Source organism: Caulobacter endophyticus (genome assembly GCF_029543245.1).
GTDB classification, from domain to species: domain Bacteria; phylum Pseudomonadota; class Alphaproteobacteria; order Caulobacterales; family Caulobacteraceae; genus Caulobacter; species Caulobacter endophyticus_A.
Genome location: NZ_JARQWV010000035.1, coordinates 1 through 14,180 on the forward strand (window position 1 = coordinate 1; position 14,180 = coordinate 14,180).

At 69.9% G+C, this 14,180-nt stretch carries 7 protein-coding genes; 2 read left to right on the forward strand and 5 right to left on the reverse strand.

Annotated features, from left to right (window positions below):
- Positions 1 to 213: 213 nt before the first annotated feature.
- The 4 genes from P7A99_RS23340 to P7A99_RS23355 all read right to left on the reverse strand — a co-directional run bounded on the left by P7A99_RS23340 (position 214) and on the right by P7A99_RS23355 (position 5,198).
- On the reverse strand, positions 214 to 1,062 hold the full coding sequence (locus P7A99_RS23340) for a pirin family protein (RefSeq protein WP_277796115.1): 849 nt from the start codon (positions 1,060 to 1,062) through the stop codon (positions 214 to 216).
- Positions 1,063 to 1,256: 194 nt separating this feature from the next.
- Positions 1,257 to 2,603: an ABC1 kinase family protein gene (locus P7A99_RS23345; RefSeq protein ID WP_277796116.1), complete on the reverse strand. Its 1,347-nt coding sequence runs from the start codon at positions 2,601 to 2,603 to the stop codon at positions 1,257 to 1,259.
- A gap of 165 nt (positions 2,604 to 2,768) precedes the next feature.
- The gene (locus tag P7A99_RS23350) at positions 2,769 to 4,559 is read right to left on the reverse strand and encodes a M3 family oligoendopeptidase (RefSeq protein WP_277796117.1); all 1,791 of its coding nucleotides are present in this window, start codon (positions 4,557 to 4,559) and stop codon (positions 2,769 to 2,771) included.
- 222 nt (positions 4,560 to 4,781) lie between these two features.
- Positions 4,782 to 5,198 (reverse strand): MerR family transcriptional regulator, encoded by a 417-nt coding sequence (locus P7A99_RS23355; protein WP_277796118.1) that lies wholly within the window; start codon positions 5,196 to 5,198, stop codon positions 4,782 to 4,784.
- A 69-nt stretch (positions 5,199 to 5,267) separates the two neighbouring features.
- Here P7A99_RS23355 and P7A99_RS23360 point away from each other — a divergent pair, with 69 nt between their 5' ends.
- Positions 5,268 to 6,017, forward strand: coding sequence for a glutaredoxin (locus P7A99_RS23360; RefSeq protein ID WP_277796119.1), 750 nt, complete (start codon positions 5,268 to 5,270; stop codon positions 6,015 to 6,017).
- A 234-nt stretch (positions 6,018 to 6,251) separates the two neighbouring features.
- Positions 6,252 to 12,170, forward strand: coding sequence for a hypothetical protein (locus tag P7A99_RS23365; protein WP_277796120.1), 5,919 nt, complete (start codon positions 6,252 to 6,254; stop codon positions 12,168 to 12,170).
- 78 nt (positions 12,171 to 12,248) lie between these two features.
- On the opposite strand, the gene P7A99_RS23370 is transcribed toward P7A99_RS23365, so the two are convergent.
- Positions 12,249 to 13,994 (reverse strand): acyl-CoA dehydrogenase, encoded by a 1,746-nt coding sequence (locus P7A99_RS23370; RefSeq protein WP_277796121.1) that lies wholly within the window; start codon positions 13,992 to 13,994, stop codon positions 12,249 to 12,251.
- Positions 13,995 to 14,180 lie beyond the last annotated feature (186 nt).

Genomic DNA, 14,180 nt, shown 5'->3' on the forward strand with positions numbered 1-14,180 from the left:
CGCCCCGCCCTCGCCGCGCCCCCCCCGGCCCGGCGCGCGCCCCCCCGCGCCGCCGCCGCCCCGCCCCCCCCCCCCCCCCCCCCCCCCCCCCCCCAGACCGGGCTCGGCGCTCTGTCCCTCGCCCCCTCCGTCACGGCGCGTATCCGCACCGCGCCACCTCCCCCGTTTCTCGGGGGAGGAGTAGGGAGCTATCGGCGAAGCCGACTGAGGGGGCTACGCCCGAACCTCGCCGAACTTGCCCGCCTGGTAGTCCTGGATCGCCTGGACGATCTCCTCGCGCGTCGTCATCACGAACGGCCCGTGCGAGACGACCGGTTCGCGGATCGGGTCGGCGTGGCCCAGCAGCAGCACCGCGCCGTCGGCCGACACCAGGTCCAGCCCGTCGCCGTCGGTCAGTTCCACCAGGTTGAAGGCGCCGGCCGTCTTGTCGTCGATCGTGATCGACCCCCGCACCACATAGAGGAAGACCGCCCGTCCGGCCGGGATCGGCAGCGCCAGCTGCGCGCCCGCCTCCAGCCGCACGACGCTCATCGCCACGCCGGTCAGCGACTGGATGGGGCCGGCGACGCCGTCGGCCTCGCCCGAGATCAGCTCGATGGTCGCGCCGTCCTTCTCGACCTTGGGGATGTCGGGCGCCTGAAGGCCGACATAGCGCGGCGCGGTCATCTTCAGGCGGCTGGGCAGGTTGACCCACAGCTGCAGGATCTCCAGCGGCCCGCCGCTTTTCTTGAAGGCCTCGGGCGAAAGCTCGGCGTGGACCAGGCCGCTGCCGGCCGTCATCCACTGCACGCCGCCGGCGTCGATGACGCTCTCGTGGCCGCCGCTGTCCAGGTGCGACAGTTGGCCCTCGAGGATGAAGGTCACGGTCTCGAAGCCGCGATGCGGGTGCGGCCCGAACGGCAGGCCATGGTTGCCGGGGCGGTAGGTCTGCGGGCCGTGGTGATTGAGGAACAGGAACGGGTCCAGCTGGCCGATCGCCGGGCCGGGCAGGGGACGACGGGTGGTCAGGTCGCCGATGTCGTCGCGATAGGCGCTGTGCAGGCGGGCGATGGTGCGGGTCATTTGAGCTTCCTTACGCCTTCGCGCCTTCGCCTTCACGCGCTTCTCTTCATCGCCTTCCTCGCCCCTGTGGCGAGGACCCATGCCGGCGACCGCTCAGACCTCGGTCGTCCTGAAAGGTCTGAGCCGCTGAACGATGGGCCCTAGGCACGGGGCCTAGGGAGGCGGACTAATTTTGCTCGACGTCGGGAGCTGGACTACGCGATCCCCGCCGCGCCCAGCACCTTGGCCTGCCGCTGCGCCAGCGCCTCTTCCGAGAACCCCTCCAGCGAGGCCTCGAACAGGGCGCGCCAGTTGTGGCGGGCGCCCAGGTGCAGGAAGGCGGCCCCGAGGCCGATGGCGGCGCGGTCCATGAACACGAACTCGCGCGGGATGACGATGCCGCCCACCGACTTCAGCGCCTGGCGCACCTTGAAGGCCTCGCGGCGGCCGTACTCGCCGGGCGGCACGTCGTCGGCCACCGTGCGCACGCGGTCGTCGAGCAGCGGGCCGTAGATGAACCGGGCCCAGACGTTCAGAACGTCGACCAGCTCGTCGGTCAGGTTGGTGAAGCCCCAGCTGCGATAGGCCTCGACCTGGCCGGCGCGGTCGTCCTCGGAAAGCGCGCGATAGAGCCGCACCACCCCGCCCACGAAATGCGGCGGAAACACCCGGATGCAGCCGAAGTCGAGCAGGTTGAGGTGCGCCGCCCCTTCGCCGCCGAAGGTGTAGTTGCCCAGGTGCGGGTCGCCGTGGATCACGCCGATGTGGGTCATCGGACCCCACCAGGCCTCGAACAGCAGGGCGGCGATGCGGTCGCGGGTCTCCTGGCTGGCGGACTTGAAGGCCATCAGCCCCTGGCCGTCCAGCCAGGTCATGGACAGCAGGCGCCGGGTCGAAAGCTCGCGGACCGGCTCTGGCGTGCGGATGTCGTCGCGGCCGGCGAAGAAGCCGCCATAGACGGCCATCATCCGGGCTTCGCGGTCGTAATCCAGCTCCTCGCGCAGCCGGTCGCCGACCTCCTCGATCATCTGGGTGGGGTCGATCGAGCCGTCCATCTTCCTGAACAGGCCGACCAGGGCGCGCAGCTGGCCAAGGTCGCTTTCGACGGCGCTCTGCATGTCGGGATACTGCAGCTTCACGGCCAGGGCGCGGCCGTCGGGGGCGACGGCGCGGTGCACCTGGCCCAGCGAGGCGGCCGCGGCGGCCTCGTGCTCGAAGCTTTCGAACTTGCCGGCCCAGTCGGGGCCAAGCTCGGCGGCCATCCGCCGGCGCACGAACGGCCAGCCCATGGCGGGGGCGTTGGTCTGCAGTTCCGCCAGTTCCTTGGCGAACTCGGGCGGCAGGAGGTCGGGCACGGTGGCGAACATCTGGGCCGCCTTCATCAGCGGCCCTTTGAGGTTCCCCAGCGCGGCCTTCAGCGCCTTGGCGTTACGGGCGTCCGCGTCGTCGCCGGCGAAGACGCGATTGGCGCCATAGCTGACGGCCGCGCCGGAGAGGCCCGCGCCGACCTTGGCGAAGCGCGCCAGGCGGCCGGACAGGCGGTCGCGTTCGGGGTCAGACATGAGTTCTCCTTCTCCCCTTGTGGGAGAAGGTGTCGCGAAGCGACGGATGAGGGGTCGATAGGCCTGTCGGCTCGCGCGCAACGGCGCCGGCGGCGCGACCCCTCATCCGACCGCCTGCGGCGGCCACCTTCTCCCGCAAGGGGAGAAGGAAGCGGCTTTGCTTGCTCACACCAACGCCTCGAACTCGTCCACCAGCCGTTCCAGCTGCCGGCAGCCCGCCGCCCAGAAGGCCTTGTCGCGCGGATTGAGGCCGAAGGGCTTGAGCGCCTCGACATAGGTGCGGGTGCCGCCGGCGGCCAGCAGGTCCTCGTAGAGGGGGGCGAAGCTTTCCGGATTTTCGCGGCGCTTTTCCATCAGGCCGCGCACCAGCAGGTCGCCGAACGCGTAGGCGTAGACGTAGAACGGCGCGTGCACGAAATGGCTGACATAGGCCCAGTAGTGCTCGTAGCCCTCGTTGAGCACGACGGCCGGGCCCAGGCTCTCGGCCATGGTCTCCATCCACAGCGCGCCGATCTGGTCGGGCGACAGCTCGCCGTCCTGGCGGGCGGCGTGGAACCTGCGCTCGAAGCGGTGGAAGGCGATCTGGCGGACGACCGTGTTGAGCCCGTCCTCGATCTTGCCGGCCAGCAAGCCCTTGCGGTCGGCGGGGGTGGCCTCGGCCAGCAGGCGGTCGAACACCAGGCCCTCGCCGAAGATCGAGGCCGTCTCGGCCAGGGTCAGGGGCGTGTCGGCCAGCAGGGTGCCCAGCGGCGCGCACAGGGTCTGGTGCACGGCGTGGCCCAGCTCGTGGGCCAGGGTCAGCACGTCGCGCCGCTCGCCCATATAGTTCATGAAGACGTAGGGGTGGCGGTCGGCGGTGACCGGGTGCGAATAGGCGCCCGACTGCTTGCCGGCGCGCGGGCGGGCGTCGATCCAGGGCTGGGCGAAGAAGGTTTCGGCCGTATCGGCGAACTTCGGGGCCAGGGCCTGGAAGCTTTCCAGCACCACGTCCTTGGCCTCAGACCACGGATAGGTGCGCGGCTGGGCCGCGTCGAGCGGGGCGTTGCGGTCCCAGTAGTCGAGGGTCTTGCGGCCCATGGCCTTGGCCTTCAGCGCATAATAGCGATGCGACAGGCGCGGATAGGCCTCGACCACGGCGGCTTCGAGGGCGTCGACCGCGTCGGCGTCGACCTCGTTGGCCAGGTGGCGCGAGTGGGCCGGGTCGTCATAGCGCCGCCAGCGGTCCTCGACCTGCTTTTCGAAGGCCAGGGTGTTCATCACCAGGGCCTGGGTCGAGGCGCGTTCGGACAGGGCCTGGGCCAGGCCGTCGGCGGCGGCCTTGCGGCGGCGCAGGTCCGGATCCGACAGGCGGTTCAGCGCCTCTGGCAGGGTCAGTTGTTCCTTGCCGACCTTGGCGCTCAGTTTGGCCAGGGTCTCGTCATAGAGCCGCACCCAGTTGGCCACGGCCGGGCCGCGATCTACGATGTAGCGCTCCAGCTCGGCCGACAGCTCGTGCGGGCGCGACAGGCGCAGCCGGCGCAGCCACGGCGCCCAGCGGCGGGTCGGCTCATGGGCCTCCAGCGCCGCGTTCAGTTCGGCGTCCTCCAGCTGGTTCAGCTCCAGCGAGAAGAACAGGCTCTCGGCGGCGATCTGCGAGGAGCGGGCGCGCAGGTCGGCCTCGAACTTGGCCCAGGCCGGGTCGTCGCGGGCGGTCGAGGCGGCCAGGCCGGCATAGGCGCCCACGCCCCACAGGCCGTTGACGGCCTCCTCATAGAGCCGGATGCCGCGATCGAGCAGTCTGCCCAGGCGCGCCGGCTCGCCGCGCGCTTCCAGGAACATGCCCTCCAGCGAGGCCAGTTCGTCGTTGGCGGCCTTGGCGGCGGCCAGGTCGGTTTCGATCTTCGGGTCCTCGCGGCCGGCATAGAGGTCGGCGAGGTTCCACTCGGGGAGGGCGTCGGGCTTGAAGGGCGCGTTCATGGCAGCAAGGGATATGGCGTCGCGCAGGGGCTAGGCAATCGGCGTCGCAGCTTTCTCATGATCGGAAACATCGTCCCTTAGTCCGAGTTCCCCGCGAAGGCGGGGATCCAAGCCGAGCCGGCGGGACGAATACGAAAAGCGCTGACGGCTGAAAGTCAGCTTGGGTCCCCGCCTTCGCGGGGATTGAGCGGAGTTTTAGAGCGGCAAAATCTTGAGCAGGGCTCAGGTCTCGAACGCGGCGATGATCGGACAGGGTCCATGATCGTCGGCGCTACACGTGTGGAGCAGGCGCGAGAGGCCCGCGCGGGCGGCCTGCAACTCCTCGATCTTGCGGTCGAGATCGGCGATGCGCTCGCGGGCCAGCTCGCGGGCCCGCACCCGGTCCTCGCCGGCGTCGAGCGCCAGAAGCTCGCCGATCTGCTCCAGGGTGAAGCCGGCGGCTTGAGCCGAGCGGATGAAGCGCAGCCGCCGCACCGCCTCGTCGCCATAGCGCCGCACGCCGCCCGAAAGGCCAAGGCCCTCGCCACGCTGCGGGGTCTCCAGAAGGCCCCGGCGCTGGTAGTAGCGGACCGTCTCCACCCCCACGCCGCCGGCCTTGGCCAGGCCTGCGATCGTCGTCGCGGCGTTCGTCGTCGTCATCGCTTGACTCCGTACCATGGTACGGAATCCATATGAGGCGGGTCCCGGTCGCGTACAAGGAGATCCGCCGTGAGCAGCGCCCCCAAGAAGGCCGTCCTCTACCGCATGGTGATGGAAAAGCACGTCTGTCCGTATGGGCTGAAGGCCAGGCATCTGCTGCGGTCCAAGGGCTACGAGGTCGAGGACCATCACCTGACCACCCGCGAGGCCACCGACGCCTTCAAGGCGCAGCATGGCGTGAAGACCACGCCGCAGGTGTTCATTGGCGGCGAGCGGATCGGCGGGTTCGACGACCTGCGGCGCTGGTTCGGCGAGAGGCCCCGCGATCCAAAGGCCAAGACCTACAAGCCCGTGATCGCCCTCTTCGCCATGACCGCCCTGATGGCCCTGGCGGCGACCTACGCCGTCGACGGAACGCCCTTCACGGCGCGGGCGATCGAGTGGTTCATCAGCTTCTCGATGGTGGTGCTGGCCATCCAGAAGCTGCGCGACGTCGAGAGTTTTTCTTCGATGTTCCTGGGCTACGATCTGCTGGCCAAGCGCTGGGTGCCGTATGCTTACGTCTATCCGTTCGCCGAAGGCCTGGCGGGTGTGCTGATGACGGCCGGCGTGCTGACCTGGTTTTCCGCGCCGCTGGCTTTGGTGATCGGCGGGATCGGCGCGGTGTCGGTGTTCAAGGCGGTCTATATCGACAGGCGCGACCTGAAATGCGCCTGCGTCGGCGGCGACAGCAACGTGCCGCTGGGCTTCATCTCGCTGACCGAGAACGTGATGATGGTGGCGATGGCGGCATGGATGCTGCTCAAGCCAGGGCATTGAGGCCAGCAACGTCGCTGCTGCAATCTCACTACGATCATGTTGATCAAGGTCGCTCGACGTTTCGTTACAGCAAAGCTAAACGACTTATAGTTTATCTTTCTGGGGGCGATGGTGTTTCAGTTGAGCGTCTCGAGGCCGCATGCGGTCCGTCGTTATCTTATGGGTTGCAGCCTGGTCGTTCTGGCGGCCGCGAGTGCGGGATCAGCGTGGGCGGACTGCTCGCCCAACCCCGTCGTGGCCGGGACGCCGACGGTGTGCACGGGAACCACCGTCGGAGGCGTGGTCGCCTCCAACAGCGGTGTGATCAGCATCGAGGCCGGCGCCAGCCTGACCCGGGGAACGACCGATCCCGCCGCCGTGCTGATCACCTCGACCGGCGTCTATCCGTCACCGCCCTCGACTGTGACGCTGAACGTACAGGGCGAGGTGGACGGCGGGTCCGGAGTCGGCGTGCTGCTGCGCAACGAGATGACCGGCGTCTATTACAGCAACACGACCGCCAACATCTTGGTCGGCGCCGACGGGGTCATCACCGGGTCGACGGCCATCCTTCTCGACGGGGCCGGCGCGTCCAGCTACCTGACGGGAACCTTCGCCAGCCTGGACAACAGCGGCGAGATCCGTTCGACCTCGGGCGGGCCGGCCATCGTGGCCCTGCCCGTTGATCGGGTGGCCCTGCGGACGGTGACCAATCGGGCCAGCGGCTTCATCGGCGGTATCCAGGGCACGGTCCAGACCCTCGACAACGCCGGCGTCATCGACGGCGGTACGGGGTCGGCCTACAGCTATCCCACGGCGAACAGCTACATCGGCTCGGTCGGCACGGTGACCAACACCGGCACGATGCGTTCGGCCAGCGCTTCGGCGACGGTCGACGCGGGGGGCTATCTGTCGCTCGTCAACAGCGGCCTGATCGCCAACACGTCCGGCGTGGCCCTCGCCGCCACCCGCGGCTTCAATGTGGAGAACAAGGCCGGCGGGATCATCCAGGGCGGCGGCGCGGTGGCCATCGACGGCGGCGACGGCGGCTGGGGCTTCACCCTCGTAAACCGCGGGACCATCAACGGCTCGGTCCTGGCCTCTTCGCTCGGCGATGCGGGCGCCAATGTCGACAACGTGGGCGGCACGATCAACGGCGACCTGCTGTTCGGTAGCGGCCGCGACACCCTGATCGCCGGCTACGGCCAGAACGGCGTGGACTATGGCGTGGTCACCGGGCGGATCGACGGCGGCGGCGGCGTCAACACCGTCCGTGTCGTGATCTCGCAGGACCGGACCGCCGACGCGTGGCTCTCCAGCCCCGTTCTGCCGACCAACTTCCAGCGCGCTCAGCTCGCCCTGAGCAATGACGTGACCCTGACCTTCAACGGCGACATCGGCGACGGCCTGTACTTCGCCGGCCAAGGGACGGTGCTCACCACCGGCGTGGTCCAGACCACGGGCACGGCCTTCTCGAGCCTCTATGCGCCGTTCGACACCGGCCTGAAGTTCAAGAACACCGGCGAGATCACCGCGCAGCTCGGCGCGCCGCTCGGCGGCGGCGCCGGCGCCGGTCTCGAGACCGGCTATGCGGTCTATTTCACCGGCCTGGCGGGGTTCACCAACACCGGCAAGATCACCGGCGTCAACGGCTATGGCGTCTACGCTTCGATCGCGCCGCAGAACTTCCTGAACACCGGTGAGATCACGGCCAGCGGCTACGCGCTGACCGTCAGCGGGGGCTTCGTCAACGACGGCCTGGTGCAGTCGACCCAGGACACGGGGGTGTGGCTGACCCTGGGCGGCGGCACGGTCCGCAGCATCACCTCGACCAACAACGGCAAGATCCTCGGCGTCACCAACGGCGCGGTCCTGTCGTCCGTCACCCTGGCCAATAACGGCCAGATCACCGCTTCCAGCGGCGTGGGCGTGGCGATGGGCCACTCCTCGACGCTGTTCAACGGCGCGAAGGGGGTGATCACCGGCACGACGAACTCCCTCACCGCCAGCAGCAGCGCCATCGTGCGCAACGCCGGCGTCCTGAACGGCGACGTCAATCTGGTCGGGGTGTTCTCGGATTCCACCGACATCTATTTCGACGACGGCGGCGTGCTGAACGGTTCGCTGTACCTGGGCAGCGGCTACGACTTCTTCATCACCGATCTTAGCCGCTTCAAGGACGGCAAGTTCGTCGGCGTGACCGGCGTGGTCGATGGCGGCGCCGGCAATGCCGACACCCTGCTGCTGCGGGTGGCCAGCGACACGACCAACACGATCGCAGACGCGGCCGGCTTCGAACGGCTGGCCCTGTCCCTGGAGAACGGGGCGGCGGCCAAGCTGACGATCAACAAGCCCTGGAACGACACGCTCTACCTCAGCGGCAAGGGTTCGCTCGATCTGACGGCCGACATCAACGCCAACAGCGGGACGAGCCCGATCCTCACGACCAGCGGCCCGCTCGTCAGCCTTACCAACGGCTACAGCTATGCCTGGGACACGGTCGCCCAGCTGTCGATCGTCAGCCGCGGCGCGCTGGTCATGCGCCAGCCGGTGACGGGCTACATCAGCTCCGCCATCCAGCTCTCCGCCGCGTCGAGCTTCGAGAACGCCGGCTCGTTGACCGTGCAGGGCCAGAAGACCAGCTACAGCCCCGTCATCGCGATCGACGGCGGCGACCGGGTGGTCAACTCCGGCACGATCTCGGTCGAGAACGCCACGGCCGTGTCGGGCGCCAAGTCGTTCCTCAACACCGGCTCCCTGACCCAGACCGCCGCCAGCAGCTTCGACTACGGCGTCAACAACGTCCTGACCGTCGAGAACCGCGGGACCATCTCCACCGTCGGCACGTCGGTCAGGCGCACCGGCTGGACGGACCAGCCCTTCACCGTCACCAACAGCGGCGCGATCACAAGCTCCGCGGGGACCGCGATCGAGTCCGCGAACAGCTATACGAACACCGTGGTGACCAACGTGAAGGGCGCCACGATCTCGGGCGCGGTCGCGGCCATCGACACCGGCTCGGGCGCCGACGTCATCCGCAATGACGGCACGATCACCGGCCTGATCCGCACGGGCTACGGCGACGACCGCATCGAGAACTACGGCTCGATCACCGGCCGCGTCGAACTGGGCGACGGCAACGACACTTTCGTCCAGTGGGTCGGCGGTTCGATGACCGGCGTGGTCGACGGCGGCTTCGGCCTCGACACCCTGACGATCGACTCCACCGGCGGCGGCAAGGTCACCGGCGCCCAGTTCCTCAACTTCGAGCGCTTCACCCAGATCGGCGACGGCGGCATCACCTATGCAGGCGCCTTCTCGGCCGACACCATCCGCCTCGAGGGCGGCAAGGCCATCGTCGAGGCCGGGACCACGGTCTCGACCACCGGCTACACCTCGGTGTTCAGTGGCGGCGACGGCAGCGAGCAGGTCGAGAACGCGGGCGTCATCGCCGGCAGCGTCAGCCTGGGCGGCGGCGCCGATGCGGTGGTCAACCGCGGAACCATCAACGGTTCGCTCCTGCTCGGCGCCGGCGACGACGTCTTCACCGAGGGGGCGGGCTCGACGGTGCTGGGCGCGATCGACGGCGGCACGGGTTCCGACACCTACATCGTCGAACTGGCCGGCGACCGCGCCGGCCTGACCGCGCGCACCAGCTTCGAGCGCCTCGGCGTTCAGGGCGCGGGCCGCCTGACCCTGACCCTCGACCAGAACTGGGAGAGCGTCAGCCTCGACGGCGCCGGGCTGGCCCTGACCAGCGCGGGCTACACGGTCGGCGCGGTGTCGGGCGGCGGCAAGGCCGACGCCCTGACGTCGGACATCGACATCGCCTCGATCAATCTCGGGGCCGGCGACGACAGCCTGACCCTGGCCGGCGCCAGCTTCACCGGGCTCAAGCTCGGCGGTGCGGGGGCCGACGTCCTGACCTTCACCAGCACCGCTCCGGTGACCCTGGGCGGTCAGGTCAGCGGCTTCGAGACGATCAACCTGGCCGGCGGCGCCCTGTCGGTGACCGGCTCGCTCGGCGCGGCCGGCGACACCATCGCCTTCGGGGCCGGGAACCAGACCCTGACCGTCCTGGGCGGCGCCGTTCTGGACGGAACCGTCGATCTGGGCGCGGGCGACGATGTGCTGCAACTGGCGGCCGGCGGCGTTCTGGCCGGCACGGTCCTGGGCGGCGCGGGCTCGGACCAGGTCAGCATCGACCTGGTTTCGGACCTGTCCCTGCGCGGCGACCAGCTGCAGCAGTTCGAGATCCTCGAGGTCACCGGCACGGGCGCGCTGAACTTCACCGGCGGCGCGGCCAAGTTCGATCGTCTGGTCACCTCCAGCCTGACCCTGTCGGTCGGTGCGGGATCGAGCCTGGCGTCGGGTGATGTCGTGCTGGGGGCCGACAACAACACGGTCACCGTCGGCGGCGCGTTCCAGGGCCGTCTGGACCTGGGCGCGGGCGACGATGTGCTGCGCCTGACCTCGGGCGGCAGCTTCTCCGGTTCCGCCGAGGGCGGCTTGGGTCGCGACCGCGTCGAGCTGGCCGTGGGGGGCACGGACGCGGCCCCGACCGCGTTCGGGACGACGGGCTTCACCGGCTTCGAAACCCTCGCCATGCAGTCGGGCGTGGCCAGCCTGGCCGGCGCCTACGGCTTCGAGACCATCCAGGTCTCGGGCGGCCGCCTGATCGGCCTGGCCGGTTCGCGCCTGACGGGTTCGGTCACGGTCGCTCAGGGCGCGACCTTCGGTTCGGCCGGGGCGGTGGTCGGCGACGTCGTCGTCAACGGCACGCTCAGCCCGGGCGCCTCGCCGGGCACGATGACGGTGACGGGCAACCTCGCCCTCGGCGCGGCCTCGACCAGCCTGTTCGAGCTCAGCCCGTCGGCCAGCGACAAGCTGGTGGTCTCGGGCAAGGTGACGATCGCCCAGGGCGCGACCCTGAAGCTGACCGGCGCGGCGGCTACCCTGACGCCGGGCCGTCGCCTCGACTTGATCGTCGCCGGCGGCGGCATCACCGGATCCTACGCCACGATCCAGGGCGGCGAGGGCCTGAACCTGCGCTTCAACCAGTCGGCCACCCGCCTGGAAGCGCTGGGCCTGTTCACGACCAACGCCTCGTTCTCGCGCGAAGTGTCGGGCCTGGTGGAGACGCTGAACAGCGCCTTCATCGCCGACAAGGCCGGCGCCGCCGCCGTGGCGGCGATGCCGCTGCTGGTCGACCAGACCACCGGCGCCAGCAACGCCGCCGCCTTGGCCCGGGTTACGCCGCAGGCCTACGCCTCGGCCGCCCAGCTGGCGGCGGAAGACGGCCTGGCCATCGTTGATACGCTGCGGGCCCAGTCACGGTTCGCCCCTGAAGAGGCGGGGCTGTTCGGCTTCGGTCAGGCCTTCACCGGCCGTCGCGACTTCGACGGCGACGCCCAGGCGGGCGTGGCCGCGGGCAAGACCGACGGTACGGGCGTGATCGGCGGCGTCGGCTACGGCCTGGCCTCGGCCTGGGGTGGCGCCTTCGTCGGCTATGTCGATGGCCGTCAGCGGATCGGGGCCCTCGATGCGCGCACCGAGCTCGACAGCTTCGTGGTCGGGGTCACCGGCCGGGTGGAGCTGGGCGGTCTGGCGCTGGCGGGTACGGCGGCCCATGATCGGGCCGACACTCAGACCCGTCGCATGGCGCCGGGCGGCGTCCAGGCCACCGGCGACTACAAGCTCAAGAGCTGGGCCGCCGACGTGAACCTCAGCTACCCGATGGCGCTCAACGGCGACTGGGCTGTGCGCCCGAGCCTCGGCGCCAGCTATGTCCGCACCAAGCGCGGCGACCTGGTCGAGCGCGGCGGCGGCGCCTTCGCCCTGACTCTCGAAAGCGAGACGGTAGACGCCTGGTTCGTCGACGGCCAGGTGGAGCTGCGCGGCGGTCAGGCGACCGGCGCTCGGGTCCACCCCTTCGTCTCGGCAGGCTTCCGCAGCCGCGTCGGCGGCGATGCGCCGGCGGCCTCGGGCCGCATTGCGGGCCTCGACGCCGATCTGGTCGGTCAGGGCCTGCGTCGCGACAAGACGCTGGGCCTGGTGGGCGCGGGCCTGGACTACGACGTCTCCGAGCGCCTGTCGGTGTCGACCGCCTATAGCGGCGAGTTCGGCGACGGCGGCCGTCAGGCGGCTCTGGTCGGCCTGAACTGGAAGTTCTGATCCGGGCCACGGATCGGAAAAAGAAAACCCCGGGGCGCGAGCCCCGGGGTTTTTGCTTTTGACGGCGCGGCGGGGGGATCAGGCCCCCAGCGCCTCGGGCGTCACGGCCACGAGATCGGCGTCGCCCAGGGTCACCGCCGCCAGTTGGCCCGGGACCTGGGCCAGCACGCTTTCGGCATAGACCCGCAGCAGCTGGCCGCGCAGGGCTTCGGCTTCCGGGGCCAGGGCGCCCTTGGCCAGCATCCAGCCGCCGACCGTGTCGCCCAGCAGCTTGAGGTAGGCCGTCGCGCCCGACAGGGCGTCGGGCATGGCGCGGGCGCGGCGCTCGACCAGCCAGGCGGTGGCCGAGGCGGCGGCGTTGAGCGCGGCTTCCAGGCGGCCGGCGACCGGCGTCAGCGAGGCGTCGGCGCCTTTAAGGGCCTCGATGGTGTCGCGGATGTCGTCCATCAGGTCGGCCACCGCCTGGCCGTCGGCCAAGCCCAGCTTGCGGCCGATCAGGTCGATGGCCTGGATGCCGTTGGTGCCTTCGTAGATCGGGGTGATGCGGGCGTCGCGATAGTGCTGGGCCGCGCCGGTCTCCTCGATGAAGCCCATGCCGCCGTGGATCTGCACGCCCAGCGAGGCGACCTCGACGCCGACGTCGGTCGACCAGGCCTTGGCGATCGGGGTCAGCAGTTCCTCGCGCAGCTTGGCGGCCGCGCGGGTCTCCTCGTCGGCGGCCGCGTGGGCCAGGTCGGCGGCGACGGCGGTCGACAGGCAGATGCCGCGGGCGGCCTCGATCTTGGCCTTCATCAGCAGCAGCGTGCGGCGCACGTCCGGGTGGTCGAACAGGCGCGAGGGATAGGCGCCGGTCCAGGCCGAGCGGCCCTGGACGCGTTCCAGGCTGAAGTTCAGGGCCTGCTGGTAGGCGCGCTCGGCGATGGCGGTGCCCTGGGCGCCGACCTGCAGGCGGGCGGCGTTCATCATCGTGAACATGTGGGCCACGCCGTGGTGCAGCTTGCCGACCAACTCGGCCTTGGCGCCTTCGAACAGCATGACGCAGGTGGGCGAGCCGTGGATGCCCAACTTATGTTCCAAGCCGCCGACGCGCACGTCGTTGCCCGCGCCCATCTTGCCCTCGTCGTCGACCAGCACCTTGGAGGCCAGGAACAGCGAGACGCCCTTCACGCCGGCGGGGGCGTCGGGCGTGCGGGCCAGGACGAGGTGGACGATGTTGTCGGTGGCGTCGTGGTCGCCCCAGGTGATGAAGATCTTCTGGCCCGACAGGGTGTAGCCGCCCTGGCCGTCCGGCGTGGCCATGGTGGTCAGGGCCGCCAGGTCCGAACCGGCCTGCGGCTCGGTCAGGTTCATGGTGCCGGTCCATTCGCCCGAGACCAGCTTGGGCAGGAACACCGACTTGTGGCGCTCGGTCCCGTGCAGGGCCAGGGCCTCGATGGCGCCCAGGCTCAGCATCGGGCACAGGCCGAAGGCCATGTTGGCGGCCTGCACCATCTCCAGGGTGGCGATCTCCAGCGCCTTGGGCAGGCCCTGGCCGCCGTGGTCGGGCGAGGCGGCCAGCGAGGTCCAGCCGGCCTCGGCGAAGGCCTTGTAGGCGTCGGCGAAGCCAGGGGCGCTGCGCACCACGCCGTTTTCCAGCTTGGCGCCCGTAAGGTCGCCCGCCCGGTTGATCGGGGCCAGCACTTCGGAGGCGAACACGCCAGCGGCTTCCAGCACGGCGTCGACGGTGTCGGCGTCGGCCTCGGGATAGGCGTCGGCCAGGCGGCCGAAGTCGGCCACATGGCGCAGGGCGAAGGCGAGGTCGCGGACGGGAGCGCGGAAAGTCATGCGGGGGCCGATCTGTTCAAGCGTCGGGTTGGGGTATGTGATCCCTGTTTAGATCGCGCGCCTCGCTCCGCCAAGGACCGCCAGGCGATCACGGCTTCGTGAGAAGACGCCCCTTCAACTGGACGGTGAAGTTCCTAAGTCGGGGTAATCAGCAACCGTCACTATGACAGTTTTGTCAGTTTGGAG

Excerpts from the sequence above, each read along its gene's own strand:
- P7A99_RS23350 (WP_277796117.1), bottom strand. The coding sequence starts at position 4,559 with ATGAACGCGCCCTTCAAGCCCGACGCCCTCCCCGAGTGGAACCTCGCC.
- P7A99_RS23370 (WP_277796121.1), bottom strand. The coding sequence starts at position 13,994 with ATGACTTTCCGCGCTCCCGTCCGCGACCTCGCCTTCGCCCTGCGCCAT.
- P7A99_RS23355 (WP_277796118.1), bottom strand. The coding sequence starts at position 5,198 with ATGACGACGACGAACGCCGCGACGACGATCGCAGGCCTGGCCAAGGCC.
- P7A99_RS23345 (WP_277796116.1), bottom strand. The coding sequence starts at position 2,603 with ATGTCTGACCCCGAACGCGACCGCCTGTCCGGCCGCCTGGCGCGCTTC.
- P7A99_RS23340 (WP_277796115.1), bottom strand. The coding sequence starts at position 1,062 with ATGACCCGCACCATCGCCCGCCTGCACAGCGCCTATCGCGACGACATC.